This is a genomic window from Flaviramulus sp. BrNp1-15, assembly GCF_022259695.1.
In the GTDB taxonomy this organism is placed as follows: domain Bacteria; phylum Bacteroidota; class Bacteroidia; order Flavobacteriales; family Flavobacteriaceae; genus BrNp1-15.
Genome location: NZ_CP092099.1, coordinates 2,134,324 through 2,160,670, shown reverse-complemented (window position 1 = coordinate 2,160,670; position 26,347 = coordinate 2,134,324). Strand labels below are relative to the sequence as shown.

The window sequence follows — 26,347 nt, the reverse complement described above, 5'->3', positions numbered from 1 at the left end:
AAAGGCGCAAATAGCGCCTTTTTTTATGCTTGTTCATTTGCCTCTTCAGTGGCTTCTTCTGGTTGCTGTTGTTGTTCAGGTTGTTTAAATAAATCTATAAATGCTTCTCCTAAATACTCAATAACATGACTAGCAATTAAACTTTGATACCCAAAATCTTCAATAGCAATGTCTGCAGATTTTCCATGTAAATACACACCAAAAATAGCCGCAGTTAATGGGTGATATTGTTGGGAAATTAAACCTGTTATAATTCCTGTTAAAACATCACCACTTCCCGCTGTTGCTAAACCTGGATTTCCGGTAGTGTTAACATAAAGTTTTTCGTTAAAAACAGTTATGGTATTAGCACCTTTAATAACTATAATAACCTTATACTTTTTAGAAAATACTTTTACTTTCTTTAATTTGTCGAAATCGTTTTTCCATTTACCAATTAAACGTTCTAGTTCTTTTGGGTGTGGTGTTAATACAGTATCTTCTGGCAACAATTTTAATAACGCTTTCTTTTTAGAAAGGATATTTAAACCATCGGCATCAATTACCAAAGGCACTTTATTTGTTTTTAAAAAAGCTTCGAAAGCACTTATGGTTTTTGTATCGGTTCCTGCTCCAATTCCAAAAGCAACTACTGTGGGCTCAATTTCAAAATTAATTGAAGTTATTTTTTCTTCATCTTTATCAGTAATTACCATAGTCTCAGGAAAAGCAGACTGCAAAGGCATATAGCCACATTTAGGAATATAAGTTGATACTAATCCTGCTCCAGCAGATAATGCAGCTCTACTAGCCAAAGTTACAGCACCTATTTTTCCATAACTACCGCCAATAATTAAAGTATGCCCAAATTGTCCTTTATGCGAAAACTTTTCTCTTGGAATATAATTTGGTAATACTTCATGTTTTCCAATAAGTTCAACTTCGGTTTGTGTAGTGTATAAAAACTCTTGATCTAATCCTATATCTAAAACTTCCCATTGTACGGTGTATTTAGCAGTTTCAGGTAAAAAGAAAACCAATTTTGGTGATGCAAAACTTAAAGTATAACCTGCCCAAACAACAGCATCTTCGTCCTCAACTGATTTATCTGGAAATAAACCTGATGGAATATCTATAGACAATGTAAATGCTTTACTAGCTCTAAAATGCATAAATAATCCTTTCACCCATTCATCAACAGGTCGGTTTAAACCAATTCCAAAAACAGCATCAACTATAATATCATCTTGATGAATTTCTGGGAAATCTGAAGCACATTTTAATAATATTGGCCATTTTTTAGTTACATTTTTAATTCTATCATAATTAATTAAAAAATCTTTAGAGCGTTTATCACTACAATTAACCACGTAAGTATTTACATTATAACCATGTGTTATAAGATGTCTGGCAAGTACTAATCCGTCACCTCCATTATTACCAATGCCACAAAACACATGAACAGGCACTTGGGCACCTTGCATACGCATGTGCATCCAATTGAAAATTTGGGTTGCAGCACGCTCCATTAAATCTGTTGAAGAAATCTGTTGTCTTTCTGTTGTTATTTTATCTCCTTCGTAAATTTGTTCTTTTGAAAATATTTTCATCTACTAAATAATTATTGATTTTTCAATTCTTATAATTGTTTACCGCTTTTTTTCAAAGAAATCCGATTCAATATAAGAATACTATAAAAAAAATCTTTTTGTTTTTTTATTAGGCTAAAAGTAATACATTTGGATAGTATTACATTAATTATAATGAATCATTTAAGCCAAAATACATGTTGTTTAATTTCTTTTTTTACAAAAGGAACAACATCTTTTTTAGCTACTACAATAAACATTACAACCCTTTGGGGTTGCTAATCACATATTCTACAGGCTATTATTGTAATTTCAAAAATTACAACATTTCAAATATTATTTTTAATTATTCAATGCATTAAAACATGAAAGTTTTAAAATTTGGAGGAACTTCAGTAGGTTCTTCAAAAAATATAAATAACGTAATAAGTATTTTAGATAACTACTCTAAAAAAGATAAAGTAGTTTGTGTAGTTTCAGCAGTTGGCGGCATTACAGATAAGTTGTTATTAGCAGGTAAACAAGCGCAAAATAAAGACCAATCTTTTATAGATACTTTTGAATTAATAAAAGAACAACATTTAGCAATTATAAAAGAATTAAACCCCCAAAAGGGACAAAGTATAACGGCGTTTGTTAATCAAAGGTTAGATGAATTAAAAAGTTTATTAGATGGTATTTATTTAATTAACGAATTATCTCCAAAAACATCTGATAAATTAGTGAGTTTTGGTGAAATATTATCATCATTCATCATAGCTGAAACGATGAAAAACAGAGGTTTATCTGCAGAACGTAAAAACTCACAGGATTTAATAGTTACAAATTCAAACTTTACAAAAGCTGAAGTTGATTACAAACTTAGTAATACTAATATTCAAGATTATTTTAAATCAGCTGCTCAAAAAATCACGATTTTACCTGGGTTTATCTCCAAATCTAAATCTGGAGAGCAAACTACTCTTGGTCGTGGAGGTTCCGACTTTACTGCGGCTATTGTTGCTGCGGCTTTAAAGGTTGAGCAATTAGAAATTTGGACAGACGTAAGCGGTATGTTTACAACAAATCCGAAATTGGTAAAACAAGCTTATCCCATCGATAAAATATCGTATCAGGAAGCTATGGAACTGTCTCATTTTGGTGCTAAAGTTTTGTATCCGCCAACAGTACAACCCGTTTTAGATTTAAATATCCCGATTCATATTAAAAACACTTTAGAACCAGAAGCTGTTGGAACAGTAATATCTAATGATGAAGTTATTTCTAAATCACCAGTAAAAGGTATAAGTAATATTAATAATATTGCGTTGTTAACATTACAAGGCAGCGGAATGATTGGTATTCCCGGGTTTTCTAAACGTTTATTTGAAACCTTATCACAGGAAAAAATCAATATTATTTTAATAACTCAAGCATCATCAGAGCATTCTATTTGTTTAGGTATAGAAGAAAAAGATGCAGATATTGCTAAAACTACTATAGATGCTACGTTTGAGAACGAAATTGCTCTTCATAAAATAGATCCAATTATTGTAGAAACTGGCTTGTCTATCATTGCTTTAGTTGGTGATAATATGAAAAATCATCAAGGTATTAGTGGTAAAATGTTTAGTACTCTTGGAAAAAATAATATAAACATTAGAGCTATTGCCCAAGGTGCATCAGAAAAAAATATTTCTGCAGTTATTGCAGAAAGTGATGTAAAAAAGGCCTTAAACACGCTTCATGAGCAATTTTTCGAGGCTAAGACAAAACAACTAAATGTGTTTATAACAGGTGTTGGAAATGTTGGAGAACGCCTTGTAGAGCAAATAAAACAGCAAAAAAAATACTTAAAAGAAAATCTTAAAATTAATCTACGAATTACTGGATTATCAAATTCTAGAAAAATGATTTTCAATGAAAATGGTATTAATTTAAGTAACTGGAAAGAACAGTTAGAAGAAGGTGACAAAGCCTCTCTTAATGGATTTTTTGAAAAAATTAAATCACTTAATTTACGTAATAGTATTTTTGTAGATGTTACTGCAAATGCAGATGTTGCAAATTTTTACGAGAAATACTTACGCCAAAGTATAGGTGTTGTAGCGTGTAACAAAATTGCTTGTTCTAGTGATATTGAAAACTATAAATTATTAAAGCGATTATCTTTAAAGTATAATGCACCTTATTTATTTGAAACCAATGTTGGTGCAGGATTACCTATTATTGATACCCTAAATAATTTAATTGCATCAGGTGATAAAATAACATCTATTCAAGCTGTGTTATCTGGAAGTTTAAATTTTGTTTTTAATAATTTCAATGACAAAACAAAGTTTTATGATGTTGTAAAACAAGCAGCTGCCGAAGGTTACACAGAACCAGATCCTAGAATTGATTTAAGTGGTGTTGATGTAGCTAGAAAAATACTCATTCTAGCAAGAGAAAGTGGTGTTGAAATGAATTTAGAAGATATAGAAAACACACCGTTTTTATCTGAATCAGGTCTAAAAAGCGACACAGTTGATGATTTTTATGAAACTCTAATCAAAGACGAAGCACATTATCAAAATTTATATGCTTCGGCTAAAGAAAAAGAATGTCAGCTAAAATATGTTGCCCAATTCAACAATGGAAAAGCAAGCGTTGGTTTAGAGGAAATTCCTGAAGGTCATCCATTTTATAATTTAGAAGGAAAAGATAACATTGTGATGTTTTATACGCAACGTTATCCAGAACAACCTATGATTATTAAAGGTGCTGGAGCTGGTGCAGATGTAACAGCATCAGGTTTATTTGCTGATATAATTAGAATAGGAAACGATTAAACATCATGGAGTTGCACAAAGAAAGTGATTTTTCCTGCTCTAGTGCAGCCGAAAACTATTTAATAGATAAAATGAACGAAATAAAAATATTCTCACCAGCTACTGTTGCCAATGTTTCATGTGGTTTTGATGTGCTAGGGTTTTGTTTAGATAGTGTTGGAGACGAAATGGTGATTAGAAAAGTTGACAAAAAAGGAATTCGAATTACTCATATTTCGGGTTTTGATTTGCCTTATGAAACGGAACAAAATGTTGCAGGTGTTTCAGCTTTAGCTATGTACGATACTTTAAATTTAGATTTCGGTTTTGAAATAGAAATTTATAAAAACATAAAACCTGGTAGTGGTATTGGTAGTAGTGCTGCTAGTGCGGTTGGTAGTGTTTTTGGAATGAATGAGCTTTTAGGAAGACCTTTCAATAAAACACAACTTACAGAATTTGCCATTAAAGGGGAAGCTATAGCTAGTAAATGTGAGCACGCCGATAACCTCGCTCCTGCTCTTTTTGGTGGTTTTACTTTAGTTAAAACCATTAATCCTTTACAAATTTTAGAAATTCCAACTCCTAAAGATTTGTATGCAACAGTTATTCACCCACAGATAGAAATTAAAACATCCGAAGCACGTGCTGTTCTTCCAGAGAAAGTTAAGCTGCAAGATGCAATTACACAATGGGCAAACGTAGGTAGTTTCGTTCATGGTTTACATACTAGTGATTTTAATTTATTAAAAGAATCTTTGCACGATGTTATTGTAGAGCCACATAGAAGTAAATTGATACCACATTTTAACGACGTTAAAAATGCTTCATTAAAAGCAGGCGCTTTGGGTTGTGGAATATCAGGCTCTGGACCTTCTATTTTTTCTTTATGTAAAGGAGTTGAAAGTGCTAAAAATGTGAAAGTTGCTATAGAAAATATTTATAAAAAAACAAACATAGATTTTGATATTCATGTATCTAAAATTAATACTGAAGGAGTCAAAATATTAAAATAACAAATGAACTATTATTCACTAAATCATAAAGCACCAAAAACAACTTTTGAAAACGCAGTTGTTAAAGGCTTAGCGCCAGACAAAGGACTCTATTTTCCAGAAAGCATTACACCTTTACCAAAAGATTTTTTTGATAACATTGATAATTTATCTCATACAGAAATCGCTTTTCAAGCTATAAAACAATTTGTTTCTCCAGAAATCCCTGAAGCCGTTTTAAAAACTATTGTTGAAGAAACTTTATCATTCGATTTTCCTGTTATCAAACTAAACGACAATATTTCAACTTTAGAATTGTTTCATGGGCCAACAATGGCTTTTAAAGATGTTGGTGCACGTTTTATGGCACGTTGTTTAGGCTATTTTAATAAAGATAATACAAACGAAGTAACTGTATTAGTTGCTACTTCTGGTGATACAGGTGGCGCAGTGGCTAATGGTTTTTTAGGAGTTAAAGGTGTAAATGTTGTAATTCTTTACCCTTCTGGAAAAGTAAGCGATATTCAAGAAAAACAGCTTACTACTTTAGGTCAGAATATAAAAGCTTTAGAGGTTAATGGTACGTTTGATGATTGTCAAGCAATGGTAAAAACAGCCTTTTTAGATGAAGAATTAACTAGCAAAATGCAATTAACATCTGCAAACTCTATAAACGTAGCGCGTTGGTTACCGCAATTATTCTATTTTATATTTGCATACAAGCAGTTACATAACAAGTATAATGATATTGTGTTTTCTGTGCCAAGTGGTAATTTTGGTAACATTTGCGCAGGTATGATGGCACAACAATTAGGTCTACCAATTAAACATTTTGTAGCATCAAACAACGCTAATAATGTGGTGACAAGATATTTAATATCAAAATTATACGAACCTAAACCTTCGGTGCAAACCATAAGTAACGCTATGGATGTTGGCGCACCAAGCAACTTTATTCGTATTCAAGAGATTTACAAAAACAAATTCGATACTCTAAAAGAGAATTTATCTTCATATAGCTATTCTGATGAAGATACTAAATACGCTATGCTAGAAATTTATAATAATTTCAATTATGTGGCAGATCCACATGGTGCAGTCGGTTATCTAGGTTGTAAAGCCTACTTAAAAGAAAACCCTAATGCACATTGTGTGTTTTTAGAAACAGCTCATCCTACTAAGTTTTTGGATGTGGTTGAAGATGTAATAAAAGAAAAACAACCATTACCAGAACAAATTAAATCTGTTATGGATAATGAAAAAGTATCTATTAAAATTAGTACTTATCAAGAATTAAAAAATTTCCTGTTGAATTAATTATACTCAACTTGTTAATTTTTTTAAGTTTTAATCTTCGCTAAAACTTTAATAAAATTTATTAAAGAAATCTACATGTAGCTGATGATTATCATTTACTGCTTGCTATTTAATGATTAGATTTTGAGTATTAAAATAATTTATTAATCTTAAAAATTTATATCATGGCAAAAAACAATGGAACATTGTTATTAGCTCTATTAACTGGAGCAATAATAGGTACAGGAATTGGTGTTTTATACGCTCCTGAAAAAGGAACTAAAACTAGAAAGAAAATTAAAGATAAAGCACTTGACACTAAAGATAATATCTCTGAAAAAATTTCACATGCTAAAGAAGATTTATCTGAAACGATAAAAAGAAAAAAAGAGGATTTCGAACACAAATTAGAAGATACTGTTACACACATGAGCTATAAAGCTGATGAAATATTATCTACTCTAGAACGTAAATTAGAAGACCTAAGAAAGAAAAATCTTGAACTTCAGAAGAAATAAGGTCTATGGCTTTAAATGAATTAAAAGAAAATTTATCAGGAGTAAATTCTGATGTACACGCGTATATAGAGCATAATAAGGAATATTACAAGTTATTGGTTTTTAGAACCTTAATGAAATCAATAACATCCTTAACAAAAATGTTATTTACGGGTACTATCGTAGTTTTTATATTATTTCTAATTGCCTTAACCACGTCAATTGGCATTGGTCAGGCAATTGGAAATATGTTTTATGGATTTTTAATTGTTAGTTTATTTTTTCTAATAGTAGGAATCATCCTCTATTTATTAAGACATAAACTAGACAAACCAATATTGAAAAAGTTTTCAGAATATTATTTCAACAAAATATGACAACTCATAAATACAGTTCATTTGAAGAAATCGATGAAAAACTAAAAATATTAAAGCTTGAAACAGAAATAGATAAAGAGAGTTTTAAATTTGATGTTTTGAATTTCAAAAAAAACATATCCTCTACTTTATTTTCAGGCGGAATTTCTAGTTTGGTACAAATTACTATTCTCTCGTTTGTTACAAAAAAATTATCTAAAATTTTAGGGAAACAATCCTAGAATCCATAATAGAAGTTTTTTTTATCATCATTATAAATTAATGGAGATGGAAATCCCCTATCTGTAATTTTGTGTTTGCTCAAAATCAACAGGATAATACAAGTTTTCTGTTTTGTATAATGTTAGTTTTAATTATGATTAATTAAATAATTGAATTCTTTATCTTTAGAAAAAATTAATCATATGATTCTTAAAATTAAACATATAATCCCAATGCTTTTAGTGCTATCGTTATTTATTGTTACATCATGTAATAATTCTAACGATAATCAAACTCCAAGTTCTGAAACCGATGATATAATTTCAGAAGAAGAAGAAGAAGAAGAAGAAGAAACACCTGTTGAAACTTTTGAAAATGCTGTTGAAGAGTTTGGTCAATTAAGTGTTTCTGGGAATAAAATAATTGATAAAAATGGTAATCCTGTACAACTAAGAGGTATGTCTTTCTTTTGGAGTCAATGGATTGGTAAATACTACACTAAAGAAACTGTTAAATGGCTGAAAGAAGACTGGAATTGCAATATTGTTAGAGCAGCAATGGCAATAGACCATGATGGGTATTTAGTTAATCCAGAAGTTGAAAAAGCAAAAGTAAAAACAGTTATTGACGCAGCCATAGAAGAAGGTATTTATGTACTAATAGATTGGCATGATCACGAGGCAGAAAACCACCTAGAAGAAGCAAAAACATTCTTTTCTGAAATTGCTAAAACCTATGGAGATATACCCAATATTATTTATGAAACTTATAACGAACCTTTAAATGTGTCTTGGAAAACGGTTTTAAAACCCTATCATGAGGCAGTTATTGAAGAAATTCGTAAATACGACCCAGATAATATTATAGTATGCGGCACCAGAAATTGGTCTCAAAATGTAGATGATGTTATTGGAAATAAAATTGATGATAATAATGTTGCTTACACCCTACACTATTATGCAGCAACACACAAACAAGAACTTAGAAATACCGCCCTTAATGCATTAAATAATGATATTCCGCTTTTTGTAACAGAGTTTGGTACAACTCAAGCTTCTGGAGATGTTGAAATTAATGAAGCAGAATCTAAATTATGGTGGGCATTTTTAGATGAACACAAAATATCATGGTGTAATTGGTCTATAGCAGATAAAGAAGAACTAGCTGCTGCTTTAAAACCAGGTGCAAGTGCTACCGGTGGGTGGCCAGAATCTGAAATCACAACTTCAGGAAAAATTGTTAGAAACGAATTAAAAGCTAAAAATAAAAGCTACTAAATTAAGAAATGACTACAACAGACTGGATAGGTTTTATTGGCGTTTTTCTTATACTACTTGCTTATATTTTAAACGTAACAGGTAAGGTTGCTAATAAACATTTGGCTTTTATTTTACTCAATCTTATTGGTGCTTCTTTAGCTTGTTTAGCCTCAATACTTTTAAATTATTGGCCATTTATTATTTTAGAAAGTGTTTGGGCCTTGGTATCATTATTTGCGCTTATAAAGTATAAAAAATAAGCAACTAGTATATTTATTTCAAGTTCAAAAATTAAATCGATTTCATTTTATAATAAATTATTTTAACAATGTTTTAGATAAATGTTGTCTATATTTATAAGTTGTATTTTATTAAAAAAAAATGAGATGAAAGATTTTTTTTTAGACATTTTCGAATACCATAATCACTTCAACCAAAAATTAATTGATTTATTTTTTGAGCACAGAGATAAGATTAGTGAAAGAACAATTCCTGTATTTTCTCATTGTTTAAATGCCCATCAAATATGGAATTCAAGAATAACAGGCACAGAACCTTTTTCTGTACACCAAATACATATTCTAGAAGACTGTAAAGAAATTGACACAAGGAATTACTTGAACACCTTAAAAATACTGTCTGACTTTGATTTAAACCAAAATGTAAAATACCACAACTCAAAAGGTAAAGAATTTCAGAATACAATACAACAAGTGTTATTTCATGTAGCTAATCATTTCACACATCATAAAGGTCAAATTATACTAGATTTAAGGCAATGTGAAATTGAACCAATAGTTACAGATTATATTTTTTACAAAAGATAAAAAAGCAATACAATAATGACAACTAAACTAACCACCACCCTAACAAAAGTATTATCCCTTTTACTAACTATTTTTTTTGAATTCCTATCATTCGCACAAGACATTCCACTAGTCTATAATGTAGAAAACACTAGTGCAAATTGCTCCAATCCTGTTTTATCAACTATTGAAGAGCTTCCAGTAATAAGGCCTTTAACTGATCCTTTTGAATGGTCTGATAGTAGTGGACGTTCTACTAAATTTGAAGATTGGAAATGTAGACGCGCAGAAATTAAAGCAGAAATAGAGCATTACGAAATTGGTAAAAAACCAAGTCGACCAGAGCAAATTACCGCAAGTTTTTTAAATGATACCCTTACTGTAAATGTTACCGTTAATGGAAATACGCTTAAACTAACTTCACATATTTTGTTACCAGAAGGAAACGAACCTTTTCCAGCTGTAATTGGTGTTGGTCGTGGTTCTGGAAGTTTGCCAGCAGATATTTTTGCTAGCCGAAACATTGCTCAAATAGCTTTTAACTTCACGCAAGTGATGTCACATACCCAAACACGAGGCAACGAGCCTATAAATAAACTTTATCCAGAACTTGAATATTTTGGAGCTTACAGCGCCTGGTCTTGGGGAATTAGTAGGATAATTGATGGTTTAGAACTCGTTTCAGAAGATTTAAACATAGATTTAAAACACCTTGCAGTTACAGGTTGTTCGTTTGCAGGTAAAATGGCGCTTTTTGCTGGTGCTTTTGATGAACGTATAGCTTTAACTATTTCCCAAGAATCTGGTGGTGGTGGTGCAGCGGCTTGGAGAGTATCTGAAACTTTAGGTAATGTAGAAACTTTAGGACGAACTAGCGGTGCTTGGTTTATTGAAGATATGTTTAAGTTTTCAAATTCTGTTCCTAAATTGCCTTATGATCATCATGAACTTATGGCAATGGTGGCTCCACGCGCCTTGTTAATATTAGGCAATCCAGATTATCAATGGCTAGCAGACGAATCTGGATATGTGTCTTCTAGAGCGGCACACGAGGTTTGGAAAACCTTTGGTATTGGTGACAGATTTGGGTTTTCTATTGTAGATGGACATAATCATTGCCAATTACCAGACAGTCAAAAACCAGAAGTTGAAGCTTTTGTGGAAATGTTCCTTCTAGGCAATACTGAAGCAAATACCAATGTGCAAACACATGGTTTTGATAATGTTGATTATGAGCGTTGGTATAATTGGTGGGAAAGTGGAGAACCCAATTTTCCTGAACCAGATACCACAAATATTGAATCTGTTTATTTTGAAGCTGAATGTGCCTCTGTAGGTTCAAATTGGAATATTATAGAAGATGAAAGTGCTTCTAATAATAAATATGTAACTATAAAAACAGGCTTAAATAGTACTGATGTTGTACCTTCTGTTGAAGATGCTAAAATAAAAATTTCTTTTACGGTGAGTAAAAATGCACCTTATTACGTTTATGCCAAATTAAACTGTCCGTCGTCTGACGATGATTCATTTTGGGTTAAAATTGATGATAACGACTTCATAACCAGTAACGGGTTACGAACCAATGAATGGGAATGGGTAAAATTATCCAATGCAAATTTAGAAGCAGGAGAACACACATTAACCATCGCCTATCGTGAAGATGGTGCCAAAATAGATAAAATAGGAATTACAAGTTATATTTATGGTCCTTCTGAATTAGGTGAAGAATTTGCAAAGAATTGCGATTAATTAAAGTAAATAAATTGAAATATAGTTTTACATATTATATCACTTTATTAGTGATAAAACTAAAAGGTATTAAGAAAGACTTCAGTAAAGATCCTATAGATTTTAAAAAAATAAGAAAAGAAGATATTCATCACCCAAAAAGTAGATTATTTAAAAACCGGCAAGTAAGTAACTTTAAAATTTCTAATACTTTAATTACTGAAATTACCCGAGGTAAACCATCTAATAGTTTATTAATTTTTATTCATGGTGGCGCTTTTATTTCTGGTCCCTCAAAACATCATTGGGATACGATACAAGAAATTACTAACAAAACAAACCATACAATATGGATGTGTGATTATCCTAAAGCTCCAGAAAATAAGATTTCAGAAATATCAAAAAACATAGATTTTGTATACAATACCGCTTTAAAGAAATATCAAGCAAAACACATTATACTTCTTGGCGATTCAGTTGGAGGAACTTTAATAACAGCTTTAACACAACGATTAATAAAAAGTAACATAGAATTACCTTATAAAATCATTCTTGTTTCACCCGTTATGGATGCCACAATGAGTAATCCTCAAATTAACACAATAGATAAAATAGATCCTATGTTATCAAAAAATGGAGTGTTAAGTGCTAAAAAAATGTGTGCAGAAAATAATGATTTAAAAAATGAAAAGATTTCACCAATAAATGGGACTTTTGATAATTTCCCAAATACCATTTTATTTTTAGCAGAAAAGGATATAATGTATCCAGACCAAAAATTAGCTGTTAAAAAATTAATTAGTGCTAAGGTGAATATTGATGTTATTACAGGAAAAAACATGCCACATATATGGCCGTTTTTACCCATAATGAATGAAGCAAAAACAGCATTAAAAGAAATAATAAGTAGATTGAATAACTAGTTATAATAAGTGTAAAACTCAAATACTAACTAGCTTTAATATTCATAATACTTTCTATTAAAAAAACTTAATTCAGATTTCAACAATCTGAAGTTTAACAAGACTTTTTAAATTTAGTCAAAAACTTGTTCTGAAATTTTCAATACATTTGCGCAACATAATTCATCATTAAAAACGCGTAAATGAAAAACACTGCTTTATCAACAACTCACGAAGCTTTAGGAGCAAAAATGGTACCTTTTGCAGGCTATAATATGCCTGTGCAATACGAAGGTGTAAACATTGAGCACGAAACTGTTAGAAATGCTGTAGGTGTGTTTGATGTATCACACATGGGTGAATTTTTAATTGAAGGCGAACACGCTTTAGAGTTAATACAAAAAGTATCAAGTAACGATGCTTCGAAACTTACTATTGGTAAAGCCCAATATAGTTGTTTACCAAATGATGATGGTGGAATTGTTGATGATTTAATTATTTACCGCATTAAAGAAAACACTTATTTATTGGTTGTTAATGCAAGTAATATTGAAAAAGACTGGAATTGGATTCAATCTAAAAATAACATTGGAGCAACTATGCGCGATTTAAGTGAAGATTATTCGTTGCTTGCCATTCAAGGTCCAAAAGCCATTGAAGCAATGCAAAGTTTAACAAGTCATGATTTATCTGCTATAAATTTCTACAATTTTGTGGTTGGTGATTTTGCGGGTATTGAGCACGTTATTATTTCCGCAACTGGTTATACTGGTAGTGGTGGATTTGAAATTTATTGTAAGAACAGCGAAGTCAAGCAAATTTGGGATAAAGTATTAGAAGCAGGATCAGATTTTGGTATAAAACCTATTGGTTTAGCAGCTCGTGACACCTTACGATTGGAAATGGGTTATTGCCTTTATGGAAACGATATTAATGACACCACCTCGCCTATTGAAGCTGGTTTAAGTTGGATTTGTAAGTTTAGCAAATCATTTACCAACAGTGAAGCTCTTGAAGAGGAAAAACGCAGAACTCCAGAACGAAAACTTATTGCATTTGAACTTGATGAACGTGGAATACCTCGTCAAGGTTATGATATTGTTGATGGTAATGGTAATAAAATTGGCGAAGTTACTTCTGGAACAATGTCTCCATCTCTAGGTAAAGGTATTGGTTTAGGTTATGTTCCAACTGTTTTTTCAGATGTGAATAGTAAAATTAATATTCAAATACGTAAAAATGCGGTTCCAGCAACTGTTGTAAAATTACCGTTTTACAAAAAATAAATTTTTGGGGTTTAATGAGCGTGAAGGGGAAAGAAAGTAAACATACTATTTTAATTTTAGGGGCAAGTGGTTTTTTAGGTGGAGCCATTTATAAAGAACTCTGCTCCTATTTTAGAACTTTCGGCACGTATAATATTAGCAATAAAGCTTTAGAGAAAAACAAACATTTTTTTCAGTATAATTTTGAAGAAGATGATGTTTTCGAAATTCTAGATATTGTAAAACCAAGTATTATTATTTCTGCATTACGAGGTGATTTCTCAAAGCAGGTTTTACTCCATCAACACTTGGCAGAATATGTTTTTTCTAACAAAGCAAAACTTATTTTCTTATCATCTGCAAATGTATTTGATGCTTATAGCAAATACCCAAGCTATGAACAAGACAAAACTTATAGTAATAGCATTTACGGACATTTTAAAATAAAAATAGAAAACATGCTGTTGCGTTTACCAAAAAAGCAAGTTGCTATTTTAAGACTTCCAATGGTTTTTGGCGCACAATCTCCTAGAATATTAGAAATTCTTCAAAATATAAAAGAAAAAGAACCTATTGAAGTTTTTCCTAATTTAATAATGAATGTAACTACAGATAATAAAGTAACACAACAAATTCATTATATAATTAACCGAAAAAAATCAGGTATTTTTCACTTAGGAAGTAGTGATTTGGTACATCATAACGATTTTATAATAGACATTGTTAAAACACTAGAATTAGAAGATATAGCTATCTACAAGCAAGTTTACACTACAAATAATGAAAGATATTTAGCTGTTTTACCAAAGTATAATCTGTTACCAAAAAATTTAAATTTGGTTAGTCAAGAAATTCTAACTGAATTAAAAATATAATTTTAGCTTCATAGTTTTTCAGATACAATTGCTTAAATTAGTTAGCATAAAAAACATCTTAAAATTATGAGCAAATTATCTGAACAAGACATAGAAAAAAAACTACTTCGTTTTCCTGATTGGGAATATTACGATAACGCTATACATGCCGAATTTGAGTTTGAAAATTTTAAAGATTGCTTTAGTGCTATGAGCAGAATAGCTTTTGAGTGTGAAGCATTAAACCACCATCCTAATTGGAGTAATGTTTATAATGTACTTACTATTTCACTTTCTACACACGATGCCGATGGCGTAACAAATAAAGATTTTAAACTTGCAGAAGCTATTGAAGCTATTGTAGAACCAGAGGATGAATAATTTGTTTTTCATCGTTAGGTTTTTAACTTTGCGCAAATAATAAGTTTTAGTTTAATTTAATATAATTCCTGTAGTTTCAGGAATAAAAAATATAATTATGGGAAGAGCTTTTGAATTTAGGAAAGCAAGAAAAATGAAACGTTGGTCTGCAATGAGTAAAGCCTTTACTCGTATTGGTAAAGATATTGTAATGGCTGTTAAAGAAGGTGGACCAGACCCAGATAGTAATGCGCGTTTAAGAGCTGTTATACAGAACGCAAAATCTGTAAACATGCCAAAAGATAATGTAGAGCGTGCTATTAAACGTGCTTCTGATAAAAGTCAAGGCGATTATAAAGAAGTTATTTTTGAAGGCTACGCACCACATGGAATTGCTATTCTAGTTGAAACAGCAACAGATAACAATACTAGAACCGTAGCAAATGTACGTAGCTATTTTAATAAATGTGATGGTAGTTTAGGTACATCTGGTTCGGTGGTGTTTATGTTTGATCATACTTGTAATTTCAAAGTTAAAAGTGATGATTTAGACCTTGAAGAATTAGAATTAGAACTTATAGACTTTGGTGTTGAAGAAATTTTTGAAGATACCGATGAAGATGCAGATGGAAATGAATTGACTAGCGTTATGATTTATGCGCCTTTTGAAAGTTTTGGAAAAATACAATCCTATTTAGAAGAACAAAATATCGAGATTCTTTCTTCAGGTTTTGAACGTATTCCTCAGGTTACCAAAAAAATAACTCAAGAACAAGCTGAAGATGTTGAAAAACTTCTAGAAAAGCTTGAAGAAGATGATGATGTACAAAACGTATATCATACCATGGAAGAAACGGAATAATACAATAATTATTTAAAAGAGAGCTTAGAGGTTCTCTTTTTTTATGACTTAAATAGTTTAAAATATGTCAAATAAAAATATACGTTGGGGCATTATTGGCTGTGGAGATGTCACCGAAGTAAAAAGTGGACCACCATATAGTTTGGTTGATGATTTTGAGCTTAAAGCAGTAATGCGTAGAGATTTAGAAAAGTTGAAAGATTATGCTTCAAGACACAATGTTGAAACTATTTATACGGATGCTAATGAGTTGATTAATGATGTAAATATTGATGCTATTTATATTGCAACACCGCCAGACACTCACAAATACTACGCTTTAAAAGTAGCAGAAGCAGGAAAACCTTGCTGTATAGAAAAACCAATTACACCAACTTATAATGAAGCTTTAGAAATAAATGAAGCCTTCAATAAAAAAAATATTCCACTATTTGTGGCATATTACAGGCGTTCTTTACCTAGGTTTTTAAAAGTAAAAGAATGGTTAGAAAAAAATTATATTGGTGACGTAAGACATATAATTTCGCATTTAAGTAAACCAGCAAGTGAAACAGATTTATCTGAAACATACAATTGGCGAACAGATGCAAAAATTGCTCCTGCTGGTTATTTTGATGATTTAGCAAGTCATGGTATAGATTTGTTTACATTTCTATTAGGAAATATTAAAAATGCGCATGGGGTTAGTACTAATCAACAAAATCTATATACAGCAAAAGATGCTGTAACAGGATGTTGGATACATGAAAATGGGGTAACAGGTTCTGGCACATGGAATTTTGGTAATAAAAACCACATAGATAATGTTACTATTTTTGGAAATAACGGGACTATAGAATTTTCAGTATTTCATGATAACCCTGTTGTTTTAAAAAGTGACTCTAAAAACGAGGAATTATTTATAGAACATCCAAAGCATATTCAAATTCACCATGTAGAGAACATGCGTGATTACTTAACTGGTGTAAAAGATTCACATCCTTCAACGGGCTTAACCGCTTTACATACTAGTTGGGTTATGGATAAAATTTTAGGTAATACTATTTAATTACTTCTTATTTCTTACATAAATCAATTTAAACCTAGCATTTGCTTGGTCTCGTTGTTCCATTTCAAATTGTGGTAACGATTTAAAAAGTGGTGTTAATTTTTGAAAACCAAAATTACGAGAATCAAAATTAGGTTGTTTTTTGATTATTAATGAACCAACATCACCTAAAAATGCCCAACCATCATCATCAGCCGCATCATCAACAGAATTTTTAAGAAGCCTTATTACTTTAGGTGTAATATTGTATAAGTTTGTTTTTTTGGCTTTACTTCCTTTTACTCCTTTTTCACTTTCATCATCATCACTTTCAAGAATTTCTAAATAAATAAATTTATCGCAGGCCACAATAAACGGGTTTGGAGTTTTCTTCTCACCCATGCCATAAACTACCATACCTGCTTCTCGCAAACGTGTAGCAAGCTTAGTAAAATCACTATCTGAGGATACTAAACAAAATCCATTAACTTTTTCAGAATATAAAATATCCATCGCATCAATTATCATTGCAGAGTCCGTTGCATTTTTTCCTGTGGTATAACCATATTGCTGAATTGGTGTTATAGCATTTTCAAGTAAAATGTTTTTCCATTTAGATAGGTGCGGTTTTGTCCAATCACCGTATATTCTTTTTATTGTTGGTGTTCCGTATTTATTGATCTCTTCCATCATTTCAGAAATATACTTTGATGGTATATTATCTCCATCTATTAATACGGCAATTTTTGTGTCTTTTATCATAATTGTTAAAGATAAAGAAATATAATAGACGGAGTTATTAGTTAGCCTTTATAAATATTTTAACTTTTATTTTAATATAAAAAATTCAGTTTATTCCTATTTTTACTGAGACTAATTTAAATAATCAGATTAATTCCTAATAATCCTTTTGTTAACATTATGAAATTACAAAAAAGTACAATCAAATTCACCTCAGTAATTTTTACGCTTTTCTTTCTTTTAGTGTCTTATAATACTGATGCTCAAAACAAAAAAAAGAAAAAGAAAAAAGATAATACTGAAGTCGCTGCGACACCGCCTCCAAAAAAGTCTAAAGAAAAAACTATTAAAGACCTAATTAAATCTAGTAAGGAAATTAATGGGTTATTTAAAATTTACCAAGACACCATTACTGGAACAGTACAAATGGTTATTAGTGAAGATCAATTAAACAAAGAATATATTCATTTTAGTCAAATTGCCGATGGTGTAATGGATGCTGGAAGAGTAAACAGAGGATCCTACAGAGGATCTAAAGTTTTTACGGTTGAAAAATATTTTGATAAAATAGAATTTATAACTCAGAATACATCATTTTACTTTGATCCCGAAAATCCTATTTCTAAGTCAAAAGACGCCAATATTAGTAAAGGCATAATGGCCAGTTTAAAAATTGAGGCTCATGATGATAAAGAAGGGCTTTACCTGATTAAAGCCGACGATTTATTTTTAAAAGAAACGTTTTCGCAAGTAAAACCAGCTTCAAGACCTGGAACACCTCCAACAGCTTTTAAATTAGGCAGCCTTGATAAAGGAAAAACTAAAATAAAATCTATTAATAATTACCCCGAAAACACAAATCTTAAAGTTGAATATGTGTATTCTTCTCCTTCAGTTTTAAACGGAGGTTCTAGTGCTGTTTCAGATGGTAGAAATGTAAGTATTAAAGTATTTCATAGTTTAATTGCAATGCCAGAAAATGATTTTGAAACTCGTTTTGACGACCCTAGAGTTGGTTATTTCACTAATCAGGTTACAGATCAAACGTCTACAAGTTCAACACCTTATAGAGATTTAATTAATAGATGGCATTTAAAAAAGAAAAATCCAGAACAAGCTATATCTGAGCCTGTAGAACCAATTACATGGTGGATGGAAAACTCTACTCCTGTTGAGTGGCGTGAAACGATAAAAGAAGCTGTTTTACAATGGAATATAGCTTTTGAAAAAGCTGGATTTAAAAATGCAATTGTTGTAAAACAACAACCAGATGATGCCGATTGGGATGCTGGAGATATTAGATACAATGTTTTAAGATGGACAGCTTCTCCTCAACCTCCTTTTGGTGGTTACGGACCAAGTATGAAGAACCCTAAAACAGGTGAAATTTTTGGAGCAGATATTATGTTAGAATATGTTCACTTTACTAACAGAGTGTTTTATGATAAAGTTTTTGAATTAGCATCAATTGATAAACCCTTTGACGCTTCAGAGTATGAAAGCAACATGTATTGCTCTTTAGGTCATGAAATACATAATGAAGTTTTATTTGCCAATGCAGTAGCTTCGTTTGCTAGTGCTTCAGACTTAGAAATGGAACGCATTAAAAAAGAATCTATGACGGCTTTAATAATGCATGAAATAGGACATACATTAGGGTTAAATCATAATATGAAAGCTAGTCAGTTGTTTTCTCCAGAGCAATTGGAAGATGCTAGTTTTATTGAAGGAAAATGTTTAACAGCTTCTGTAATGGATTATGCTGCTTTAAATATTACAAGAGATAGAAGTAAACAAGGCCAATATGATGATGTAACCGTTGGTCCTTATGATATTTGGGCTATTCAATTAGGATATACACCTTTTAAATCTGAAGCGGATAGACAAGCGTTATTAAATGAATCTACCAAGCCAGAACACATTTTTGGAAATGATGCAGATGATATGCGTTCTCCAGGAAAAGCGATTGACCCTAGAGTAAATGTTTCAGATCAATCCAATAATCAAATTAAATGGGCTATTGATAGAATTGAACTTTCTAATGATTTATTAAAAACTGCTAAAAATAAATTTACTAAATCTGGTGAATCTTATCAGGAATTAAGACGTATTTACTACTTATTAAGCAGACAAAAAGGTTCTGCTGCAAATACCATTTCCAGATTTATAGGAGGTGTTTATGTAGATAGAGCTATGGCTGGTCAAAAAGGCGCTACACAACCTTATACACCAGTGAGTTTAACCGATCAAAAAAGAGCAATGAATGCTTTAAGTAAGTATGTTTTTGCACCAAATGCTTTTGATGCACCAAATGATTTATATAATTTCTTAGCAATGCAACGTAGAGGTTTTGGATTTTTTAGAGCTCCTGAAGATCCTAAAATTCATGATCAAGTAATAGGGTATCAAAAAAATGTTTTAAGACATATATTACACCCTAACACTTTACAACGTATTGTTGATTCAGAATTATATGGAAATGAGTACAAATTATCCTCATTTATGATGGATTTAAATAATGCTATTTTTAGAGCTGACATCTATAGTAGTATAAATTCATTTAGACAAAATTTACAATTAGAATACACTAATATGTTAATTGATATGTTAACCGGTAAACAAAGTAAAGAATTTAATAATAGCGCTAAATCTATGGCCTTATATAATTTAAAGGCTATTAGAACTATGGCTTCACCTTCTGGAAATGTTGTGTCAAGAGCGCATAAACAACATTTAAGAACGCTTATTGATAATGCTTTAAAAGAAGTTAAATAAGATTAACATTCTTATAAAAAAAAAGCTACTTCTTAATAGGAGTAGCTTTTGTTTGTTTTAATAGCTGATGTTTCTTTTTAGGAACAAATAATTGTTTACTTTATGTTTCATGTGCTATATTCTATATACAGCAATATTTGTGCCATAGTTTTCATATAATACATGATTATTATGAATATTCTGCTATTTTACCCTCAACACCTTTATAAAAACCACGTATGTACTTGAAATCTGCTTCAATATCATCAGTTGGATAAAAAGGCTCAGAGATTTTATTTTGTTTATTCTTAAAATCAAATGTTATCATAATAATAGGAACTTTAGCTTCTTTAGCAATGTAATAAAAACCTGTACGCCATTTATCAACTTTTTTTCTTGTTCCTTCTGGAGCCATAGTCATTCTAAACTCTTCTCTATCTTTAAATAACTTTGCTATAGCTTCAACTTTATTTTCTTTTGTATGTCTATCTATAGGTGCTCCACCTAAAGCTCTGAAAAACCAACCAAAAGGAAACACAAACAATTCTTTTTTACCAACAAAATTTGTTTTAATGTTTAATACAGATCGTAATAAAACACCCATATAGAAGTCATGCCAACTGGTATGTGGTGCTGCTATAATAATAGCTTTTTTAATGTTTTTCTTAGAAATATTTGTATTACCAACAACACGCCAACCTAAAACTTTAAAATAAATAAATTTGGCTAACCATTGCATATTACATCTTTTGATAAAGTGACTTTAATTTTTGAGGTGTCATTATTTTTTTCCAGTTTTTACCCAATGCATTTTCCCAAAGAGGTTCTAAACCTAAGGCAATATTTATCATGGTATCAAATTCTCTGTCGTTTAAATCTGCACAAACACCTTGAGGCAAAACAATATTATGTTTTTCTATCATTTTTTTGAAGAGCTTAACACCTTCCGGATAAAATTCTTCTAAATGATTAAAAACTATACAATTTCCTATGCCATGTTTAGTACCCAAGAGATAAGATAAACCATAACTCATAGCATGAGCAACACCAACTTGAGAGTACACAATACTCATTCCACCGTGCCATGAAGCCATCATCAATTTTTCTTGAGCATCAACTTCAGATAGGTTGTCTTCTAAAAACACCTGTTTACATAAATCTAAAGCCATATTACCATAGCTTTCACTAAAAGCGTTAAGATAGGTACCTGTTAATGATTCTATACAATGAATATAACAATCCATACCTGTATAAAACCACTGATTTTTTGCAACTCCTTTTGTTAATTCTGAATCTAAAATAACCTGATCAAAAGGTGTGAAATCTGAATTAATACCTAATTTTTTTTCAGGACCTGTAAGCACTGTGGTTCTGGAAACTTCTGCACCTGTACCAGAAATTGTTGGAATTCCAACATGATATATAGCTGGGTTTTTAACCAAATCCCAACCCTGATAATCTTTAGCTTCACCATTATTAGTTAGCATAATAGATACAGCTTTTGCTAAGTCTAATAAGGTACCACCTCCTATTCCAATAATTCCTGAAGGTCGTTCTTTTGATGTTAAAATAATATCTTCAACAAGCTCATCTACTTGAGATGTTTTAGGTTCTTCTTTTGAAGAAACAAAAATGATTCTGTCTCCGTATGATAATTGTATTCTTGAAGTAAGCCAGATATTGCTTTTAAACACATCATCAATTAAAAAGATAAAAGGAGCGTTTATGCTTAAGCGTTTTGGAGCTAAAACTTCGTTTATTTGATTAAGACTACCTCTACCAAAAATAATTCTTGGCACCATTGGAAAGTTCTTATAACTCATTTGTTTTATTTTCTTTTACAAAGGTAAAAATACCATTAATTTAAATTCTATTGGTTGAGATATTCCTGAAATTTATCAGAAAATAATCCAACATGATAACCATCAACCAATGCATGATTAACATTTACAGAAACGTTCATCATTAATTCATTCTCAAAATTACTAATTTTACTAAAAGCTATTTTAGGCACAGACTCTACGGCACCAGAAACGGGTTCTTTATGACCCGAAAAATTAAGCCAAGGCATTGCCGAACAATGAATGCAATCTAAACCATTTTTTGGTGGGAACAAATCTTGAGTATTATTAATTCTGTCTTTTTCAGCTTCAACATTTTTAATAAAAACATTTAAATCTTCATCAAAATCAATAAACGAAAAACCAAAGGTTTTGTCTTCTCTCATCATGGTAGATGACGCATGTATAACATCATACTCTACAACATTATTATTCTCTATTCTGTATCTTAAGTTTTCAACATCATTAATGGCTTTCATGCAATCGTGTAAATACTTCCCAAAAAAACTAATACTGTTTTCTTTTGAAAAATTATACGCCTTAGTAACATTGAAAGGAATTACAACTCCAAAATAAGGATCTGCTAAGGCAGAAAAATGCTCATAATGTTGCTTTCTATTCCAAGTATTTATATTTATTTTTCTCAAGCTTAATTTAGCAATTTTAAAATGTCTTTTAAACTTTTTACTGTTTTATACGATTTCCCGTTAGTTTCCTTTTCACTAACCATTTCATGCGCCCAAGTAGTGTGAAATGGCACGTGTATAGCATTAGCTTTTATATTTACTAGTGGTAAAATGTCTGATTTCAACGAATTACCAATCATTAAAAACTCTGAAGGATTAATATCTAAATGATTTAATAATTTAGAATAATTAGCCTCTTTTTTATCGCTTAAAACTTCTATATGATGAAAATGTTTAGTTAAACCTGATTTTTCTAACTTTCGTTCTTGGTCTAATAAATCGCCTTTAGTTGCTAAAATTAAACGGTATTTTTTTGATAGATGTTCTAGTACTTCTTCTACTCCATCTAGCAATTCTACTGGCTTTTCTACCATATTTTTACCAATGTTTAAAATGGCTTGAATGGTTTTATTGGATAAATCAAAATTAGACAATTCTAAAGCAGATTCTACCATAGAAAGCACAAAGGCTTTAACACCATAACCGTACAATGGTAAATTCTCCATTTCTTTTTTAAACAGTTCCTGATCTATTTTATTTGCCGTTTCGTATTCTGACAAAAGTCTGGCAAACTCTAATTCTGCTTCACGAAAATAGGTTTCGTTTACCCAAAGTGTATCATCGGCATCAAAGCCAATAACCTTTATATTTTTATAATTTATTTCCATAATTTTCTTGCACGATCTAAATCTTCTGGAGTATCAATTTCAACACCTTGTACATCAGTTTCTACCATTTTAATACGTTTACCGTATTCTAAATAGCGCAATTGTTCTAATTTTTCTGAAGCTTCTAATGACTTCATGGGTAATTTATAGAAATCTAAAATGGCTTGTTTTCTAAAAGCATAAACGCCTTTATGCTTGTAATATTTAGCACCAGCACTTTTATCTCTTGGATACGGAATTGGGCTTCTTGAAAAATATAAAGCAAAATTTGATTGATCTAGAACTACTTTAACCGTATTAGGATTATTAATTTCGTCTTCATCTTTTATTTCGACCATTAAAGTTGCTAAATCCACCTCTTTATCAGGATCATTTTTAAAAACTTCAATAAGTTTATTTAAAGATTCTTTGTCGGTAAATGGTTCATCACCTTGAACATTTATAACTACATCAATATCTAAATTTTCAACAGCTTCAGCTATTCTATCGCTGCCGCAATCGTGTTCTTTTTTACTCATTAAAGCTTTACCTCCATGACTTACAATTTCGTTGTAAATAATATCACTATCGGTAACTACAAAAACATCATCAAATAAATTTGTAGCAATAGTAGCTTCATATGTTCTAAGGATTACGGTTTTCCCACCAAGATCTTGCATGAGCTTACCAGGAAATCGTGACGCACTATAACGCGCAGGAATCATTGAAATAATTTTCATCTATTATTAAGTGCTAGATTTCAAAAATAACATATTTATTAGAGGTTTTAAGCTTTAGATGATTTAAACTTCTTATAAATTCTGAAAATTATAAATAAAATGATGATAACCAGAATAATTGCTAAAATTGGCAAAAAGATTGAAACAATAGACATTACAACAGAAGTGCCTGTTTCTACTGTTGAAACTATTGGATTTGCTATTCCTCCTGTTGTTGCTGTTGATGTTAGTCTTGTAGCACTAGATGTTCCTGCTACAGCTGCTGCAGTACCTCCGCCAGCAATAATAGCTAAAGCCCAAGTTATAACTGGACTTAAATCTGCTACAGTAGATAACATTATTGCTGTACCTGCTAGTGCTGCTAATGGCACAGATATAGAATCTAATAAATTGTCTATATATGGAATAAAGTAAGCTACTATTTCTACAATGGTTGCTGCTCCTAGAGTGATTAATGCTGTTGTACTACCTATCCAATGCCAAGATTCATTTAGTTGCCAAACATCAAAATATGCTGCTAAACTTAATGCAAATAAAGGTAGAAATACTCTAAATCCTACTGATGCTGCAAGACCAACACCAAGACAAATACTAATAATGGTTTCGAATGTCATATAAAAATGTTTAATCAAAAACTATTCCTCAAAAAATTCATCTTTAAAACCAATAAGATACAATTTTTCTTTTGCCCTAGTTACTGCTGTATATAACCAACGTAAATATTCTTTATCAATGCCGTTAGGTAAATATGGTTGCTCTACAAAAACCGTATGCCACTGCCCTCCTTGAGATTTATGACATGTTATAGCATAAGAGAATTTCACCTGCAAAGCATTAAAATGTTTGTTACCCTTTACTTTTAAAAATTTCTTATAATTACTGGATTCGTTTTCAAAATCCTTCATTACTTCTTGATATAATCTATTTGAATCATCATATGATAATGAAGGTGTTTCTGCATCAATAGTGTCTAAAAGTAAAACGGTTTCAAAAGGTCGCATTCTAGGATAATCAACCATACGTACTTTAACTTCCGCGAAGCGAAAACCATATAGTTCTGTGATACTAAAAATTTCAAGTACTTCAATAATATCCCCATTTGCTATAAAACCTGCCTCTGTAGTTGGTTTTATCCAGAAGTAATTATTTTTAACCACCATAAGATAATCACCTGCTGATAATTCATTTTCATTGAAGAGAATACGACTTCTAATTTGTTGATTATACAAATTAGCACGTTTGTTACTCCTAACTATAATGGCGGTTTCTTCGTTTCCTAAATTACTGTATGCATCGTTAATAGCGTCCATGATTTCGTATCCATCAACAAGTCTTACAATATCTTTAAAATCTGATAATTCAAATTTGAACGAATCATGCATGGAATTTGACAATGCTTCACGCAAAACCGTTGCATTAAAAAGAATTCCTGAGTTTTGTTCTTGTCTTACAACTTCATCCAACTCCATTTTTGTTACCTGTTTATTATAATTTAAATCTAGAGTAACTTCATTTAAAGCAGGACTTAAATCTAATTTTACAGGAGGTAATTGAGCTGTATCTCCTATTAATAATAATTTACATTGGTGACCAGAATATACATACTGCATTAAATCGTCAAGTAAAGAACCATTTTCAAAAAGTTTTGATTCTCCAGGAGTATCTGGTATCATTGACGCTTCATCTACTATAAAAATGGTGTTTTTATGTTTATTGGGTTGCAAAACAAATTTTACGCCTCCGCCTTTTTCTTTCTTCGGAAAATATATTTTTTTATGAATGGTAAATGCTTCTTTGTTTGAGTAATTAGATATCACTTTTGCTGCTCTACCTGTTGGAGCCATTAAAACAGCACTTTTTTTAGCTTTCCATAAATTATTTACTATACAACCAATAATAGTGGTTTTACCTGTTCCTGCATATCCTTTGAGTAAATAGAGCGCATTTGAATTTTTACTAAAAATAAATTCTGATAATTGCTGAAGTACAATATTTTGTTTTATTGTTGGATTAAACGGAAACTGTTGTTTTATAAGGGAATAGAATTCGGATGCGTTCATTTAAAGAAATCCTGTTTATAAATTATTCAAATATAGAAATGATTTTTACTCTCTTTGGTTTTTACGATTAAAAAAAAATTGTAGATTTG

26 protein-coding genes are annotated in these 26,347 nt (G+C 30.9%); 17 read left to right on the top strand and 9 right to left on the bottom strand.

From position 1 onward, the window contains the following. Positions 1 to 23: 23 nt before the first annotated feature. Positions 24 to 1,589 (bottom strand): NAD(P)H-hydrate dehydratase, encoded by a 1,566-nt coding sequence (locus MBM09_RS09470; RefSeq protein ID WP_238673474.1) that lies wholly within the window; start codon positions 1,587 to 1,589, stop codon positions 24 to 26. Between the two features lie 344 nt (positions 1,590 to 1,933). On the opposite strand from MBM09_RS09470, the gene thrA reads away from it, so the two are divergent. The 16 genes from thrA (at position 1,934) to MBM09_RS09390 (ending at position 16,810) form a co-directional block, all read left to right on the top strand. After that, on the top strand, positions 1,934 to 4,378 hold the full coding sequence (gene thrA / locus MBM09_RS09465; RefSeq protein ID WP_238673472.1) for a bifunctional aspartate kinase/homoserine dehydrogenase I: 2,445 nt from the start codon (positions 1,934 to 1,936) through the stop codon (positions 4,376 to 4,378). A gap of 71 nt (positions 4,379 to 4,449) precedes the next feature. Beyond that, positions 4,450 to 5,373, top strand: coding sequence for a homoserine kinase (locus MBM09_RS09460; protein ID WP_238676329.1), 924 nt, complete (start codon positions 4,450 to 4,452; stop codon positions 5,371 to 5,373). Positions 5,374 to 5,376: 3 nt separating this feature from the next. Then, the gene (gene thrC / locus MBM09_RS09455) at positions 5,377 to 6,669 is read left to right on the top strand and encodes a threonine synthase (RefSeq protein ID WP_238673470.1); all 1,293 of its coding nucleotides are present in this window, start codon (positions 5,377 to 5,379) and stop codon (positions 6,667 to 6,669) included. Positions 6,670 to 6,833: 164 nt separating this feature from the next. Further along, positions 6,834 to 7,166, top strand: a complete 333-nt coding sequence (locus MBM09_RS09450) for a YtxH domain-containing protein (RefSeq protein WP_238673469.1) — start codon at positions 6,834 to 6,836, stop codon at positions 7,164 to 7,166. A 5-nt stretch (positions 7,167 to 7,171) separates the two neighbouring features. Continuing rightward, entirely contained in the window at positions 7,172 to 7,522 is a 351-nt protein-coding gene (locus tag MBM09_RS09445; RefSeq protein ID WP_238673468.1) for a hypothetical protein, read from the top strand. Continuing rightward, positions 7,519 to 7,743: a DUF6327 family protein gene (locus tag MBM09_RS09440; protein ID WP_238673467.1), complete on the top strand. Its 225-nt coding sequence runs from the start codon at positions 7,519 to 7,521 to the stop codon at positions 7,741 to 7,743. Before MBM09_RS09445 ends, MBM09_RS09440 begins: the two co-directional genes overlap by 4 nt. A 183-nt stretch (positions 7,744 to 7,926) precedes the next feature. After that, the gene (locus MBM09_RS09435; RefSeq protein WP_238673466.1) at positions 7,927 to 9,000 is read left to right on the top strand and encodes a glycoside hydrolase family 5 protein; all 1,074 of its coding nucleotides are present in this window, start codon (positions 7,927 to 7,929) and stop codon (positions 8,998 to 9,000) included. Between the two features lie 8 nt (positions 9,001 to 9,008). Beyond that, positions 9,009 to 9,242, top strand: a complete 234-nt coding sequence (locus MBM09_RS09430; protein WP_238673464.1) for a hypothetical protein — start codon at positions 9,009 to 9,011, stop codon at positions 9,240 to 9,242. 126 nt (positions 9,243 to 9,368) lie between these two features. Beyond that, positions 9,369 to 9,809 (top strand): DinB family protein, encoded by a 441-nt coding sequence (locus tag MBM09_RS09425; protein WP_238673463.1) that lies wholly within the window; start codon positions 9,369 to 9,371, stop codon positions 9,807 to 9,809. A gap of 15 nt (positions 9,810 to 9,824) precedes the next feature. After that, complete coding sequence (locus tag MBM09_RS09420; protein ID WP_238673462.1) at positions 9,825 to 11,540, top strand: hypothetical protein; 1,716 nt, start codon at positions 9,825 to 9,827, stop codon at positions 11,538 to 11,540. A gap of 50 nt (positions 11,541 to 11,590) precedes the next feature. Then, complete coding sequence (locus tag MBM09_RS09415) at positions 11,591 to 12,442, top strand: alpha/beta hydrolase fold domain-containing protein (RefSeq protein WP_238673461.1); 852 nt, start codon at positions 11,591 to 11,593, stop codon at positions 12,440 to 12,442. 182 nt (positions 12,443 to 12,624) lie between these two features. Further along, positions 12,625 to 13,707: a glycine cleavage system aminomethyltransferase GcvT gene (gcvT, locus tag MBM09_RS09410; RefSeq protein WP_238673460.1), complete on the top strand. Its 1,083-nt coding sequence runs from the start codon at positions 12,625 to 12,627 to the stop codon at positions 13,705 to 13,707. A 14-nt stretch (positions 13,708 to 13,721) separates the two neighbouring features. Continuing rightward, positions 13,722 to 14,561, top strand: coding sequence for a sugar nucleotide-binding protein (locus MBM09_RS09405; RefSeq protein WP_370569648.1), 840 nt, complete (start codon positions 13,722 to 13,724; stop codon positions 14,559 to 14,561). 66 nt (positions 14,562 to 14,627) lie between these two features. Continuing rightward, complete coding sequence (locus MBM09_RS09400) at positions 14,628 to 14,921, top strand: 4a-hydroxytetrahydrobiopterin dehydratase (RefSeq protein WP_238673459.1); 294 nt, start codon at positions 14,628 to 14,630, stop codon at positions 14,919 to 14,921. Between the two features lie 97 nt (positions 14,922 to 15,018). Next, positions 15,019 to 15,762, top strand: a complete 744-nt coding sequence (locus tag MBM09_RS09395) for a YebC/PmpR family DNA-binding transcriptional regulator (protein ID WP_238673458.1) — start codon at positions 15,019 to 15,021, stop codon at positions 15,760 to 15,762. 64 nt (positions 15,763 to 15,826) lie between these two features. Continuing rightward, on the top strand, positions 15,827 to 16,810 hold the full coding sequence (locus MBM09_RS09390; protein ID WP_238673457.1) for a Gfo/Idh/MocA family protein: 984 nt from the start codon (positions 15,827 to 15,829) through the stop codon (positions 16,808 to 16,810). Here MBM09_RS09390 and MBM09_RS09385 read toward each other — a convergent pair whose 3' ends face one another. Further along, the gene (locus MBM09_RS09385; RefSeq protein ID WP_238673456.1) at positions 16,811 to 17,551 is read right to left on the bottom strand and encodes an NYN domain-containing protein; all 741 of its coding nucleotides are present in this window, start codon (positions 17,549 to 17,551) and stop codon (positions 16,811 to 16,813) included. A gap of 159 nt (positions 17,552 to 17,710) precedes the next feature. Here MBM09_RS09385 and MBM09_RS09380 point away from each other — a divergent pair, with 159 nt between their 5' ends. Beyond that, entirely contained in the window at positions 17,711 to 20,305 is a 2,595-nt protein-coding gene (locus MBM09_RS09380; RefSeq protein WP_238673455.1) for a zinc-dependent metalloprotease, read from the top strand. A 169-nt stretch (positions 20,306 to 20,474) separates the two neighbouring features. On the opposite strand, the gene MBM09_RS09375 is transcribed toward MBM09_RS09380, so the two are convergent. Genes MBM09_RS09375 through MBM09_RS09345 form a run of 7 tightly spaced genes read right to left on the bottom strand, consistent with a single transcriptional unit; the run spans position 20,475 to position 26,258 of the window. Next, positions 20,475 to 21,023, bottom strand: coding sequence for a 1-acyl-sn-glycerol-3-phosphate acyltransferase (locus MBM09_RS09375; RefSeq protein ID WP_238673454.1), 549 nt, complete (start codon positions 21,021 to 21,023; stop codon positions 20,475 to 20,477). A gap of 1 nt (position 21,024) precedes the next feature. Next, on the bottom strand, positions 21,025 to 22,107 hold the full coding sequence (locus MBM09_RS09370; protein WP_238673453.1) for an iron-containing alcohol dehydrogenase family protein: 1,083 nt from the start codon (positions 22,105 to 22,107) through the stop codon (positions 21,025 to 21,027). 47 nt (positions 22,108 to 22,154) lie between these two features. Then, positions 22,155 to 22,772 carry a CatA-like O-acetyltransferase gene (locus MBM09_RS09365; RefSeq protein WP_238673452.1) on the bottom strand — a complete coding sequence of 206 codons (618 nt, stop codon included), beginning with the start codon at positions 22,770 to 22,772 and terminating at the stop codon, positions 22,155 to 22,157. 2 nt (positions 22,773 to 22,774) lie between these two features. Next, positions 22,775 to 23,479, bottom strand: a complete 705-nt coding sequence (locus tag MBM09_RS09360; protein ID WP_238673451.1) for an HAD family hydrolase — start codon at positions 23,477 to 23,479, stop codon at positions 22,775 to 22,777. Beyond that, positions 23,470 to 24,198, bottom strand: coding sequence for a 3-deoxy-manno-octulosonate cytidylyltransferase (gene kdsB, locus MBM09_RS09355; protein WP_238673449.1), 729 nt, complete (start codon positions 24,196 to 24,198; stop codon positions 23,470 to 23,472). The genes MBM09_RS09360 and kdsB overlap by 10 nt, the downstream gene beginning before the upstream one ends. 47 nt (positions 24,199 to 24,245) lie before the next feature. Beyond that, on the bottom strand, positions 24,246 to 24,812 hold the full coding sequence (locus tag MBM09_RS09350) for a DUF4126 domain-containing protein (protein WP_238673448.1): 567 nt from the start codon (positions 24,810 to 24,812) through the stop codon (positions 24,246 to 24,248). A 21-nt stretch (positions 24,813 to 24,833) separates the two neighbouring features. Next, positions 24,834 to 26,258 carry an ATP-dependent RecD-like DNA helicase gene (locus MBM09_RS09345; protein ID WP_238673445.1) on the bottom strand — a complete coding sequence of 475 codons (1,425 nt, stop codon included), beginning with the start codon at positions 26,256 to 26,258 and terminating at the stop codon, positions 24,834 to 24,836. Between the last annotated feature and the right edge of the window lie 89 nt (positions 26,259 to 26,347).

Excerpts from the sequence above, each read along its gene's own strand:
- MBM09_RS09470 (WP_238673474.1), bottom strand. The coding sequence starts at position 1,589 with ATGAAAATATTTTCAAAAGAACAAATTTACGAAGGAGATAAAATAACA.
- thrA (WP_238673472.1), top strand. The coding sequence starts at position 1,934 with ATGAAAGTTTTAAAATTTGGAGGAACTTCAGTAGGTTCTTCAAAAAAT.
- MBM09_RS09460 (WP_238676329.1), top strand. The coding sequence starts at position 4,450 with ATGAACGAAATAAAAATATTCTCACCAGCTACTGTTGCCAATGTTTCA.
- thrC (WP_238673470.1), top strand. The coding sequence starts at position 5,377 with ATGAACTATTATTCACTAAATCATAAAGCACCAAAAACAACTTTTGAA.
- MBM09_RS09450 (WP_238673469.1), top strand. The coding sequence starts at position 6,834 with ATGGCAAAAAACAATGGAACATTGTTATTAGCTCTATTAACTGGAGCA.
- MBM09_RS09445 (WP_238673468.1), top strand. The coding sequence starts at position 7,172 with ATGGCTTTAAATGAATTAAAAGAAAATTTATCAGGAGTAAATTCTGAT.
- MBM09_RS09440 (WP_238673467.1), top strand. The coding sequence starts at position 7,519 with ATGACAACTCATAAATACAGTTCATTTGAAGAAATCGATGAAAAACTA.
- MBM09_RS09435 (WP_238673466.1), top strand. The coding sequence starts at position 7,927 with ATGATTCTTAAAATTAAACATATAATCCCAATGCTTTTAGTGCTATCG.
- MBM09_RS09430 (WP_238673464.1), top strand. The coding sequence starts at position 9,009 with ATGACTACAACAGACTGGATAGGTTTTATTGGCGTTTTTCTTATACTA.
- MBM09_RS09425 (WP_238673463.1), top strand. The coding sequence starts at position 9,369 with ATGAAAGATTTTTTTTTAGACATTTTCGAATACCATAATCACTTCAAC.
- MBM09_RS09420 (WP_238673462.1), top strand. The coding sequence starts at position 9,825 with ATGACAACTAAACTAACCACCACCCTAACAAAAGTATTATCCCTTTTA.
- gcvT (WP_238673460.1), top strand. The coding sequence starts at position 12,625 with ATGAAAAACACTGCTTTATCAACAACTCACGAAGCTTTAGGAGCAAAA.
- MBM09_RS09405 (WP_370569648.1), top strand. The coding sequence starts at position 13,722 with ATGAGCGTGAAGGGGAAAGAAAGTAAACATACTATTTTAATTTTAGGG.
- MBM09_RS09400 (WP_238673459.1), top strand. The coding sequence starts at position 14,628 with ATGAGCAAATTATCTGAACAAGACATAGAAAAAAAACTACTTCGTTTT.
- MBM09_RS09395 (WP_238673458.1), top strand. The coding sequence starts at position 15,019 with ATGGGAAGAGCTTTTGAATTTAGGAAAGCAAGAAAAATGAAACGTTGG.
- MBM09_RS09390 (WP_238673457.1), top strand. The coding sequence starts at position 15,827 with ATGTCAAATAAAAATATACGTTGGGGCATTATTGGCTGTGGAGATGTC.
- MBM09_RS09385 (WP_238673456.1), bottom strand. The coding sequence starts at position 17,551 with ATGATAAAAGACACAAAAATTGCCGTATTAATAGATGGAGATAATATA.
- MBM09_RS09380 (WP_238673455.1), top strand. The coding sequence starts at position 17,711 with ATGAAATTACAAAAAAGTACAATCAAATTCACCTCAGTAATTTTTACG.
- MBM09_RS09375 (WP_238673454.1), bottom strand. The coding sequence starts at position 21,023 with ATGCAATGGTTAGCCAAATTTATTTATTTTAAAGTTTTAGGTTGGCGT.
- MBM09_RS09370 (WP_238673453.1), bottom strand. The coding sequence starts at position 22,107 with ATGAGTTATAAGAACTTTCCAATGGTGCCAAGAATTATTTTTGGTAGA.
- MBM09_RS09360 (WP_238673451.1), bottom strand. The coding sequence starts at position 23,479 with ATGGAAATAAATTATAAAAATATAAAGGTTATTGGCTTTGATGCCGAT.
- kdsB (WP_238673449.1), bottom strand. The coding sequence starts at position 24,198 with ATGAAAATTATTTCAATGATTCCTGCGCGTTATAGTGCGTCACGATTT.
- MBM09_RS09350 (WP_238673448.1), bottom strand. The coding sequence starts at position 24,812 with ATGACATTCGAAACCATTATTAGTATTTGTCTTGGTGTTGGTCTTGCA.
- MBM09_RS09345 (WP_238673445.1), bottom strand. The coding sequence starts at position 26,258 with ATGAACGCATCCGAATTCTATTCCCTTATAAAACAACAGTTTCCGTTT.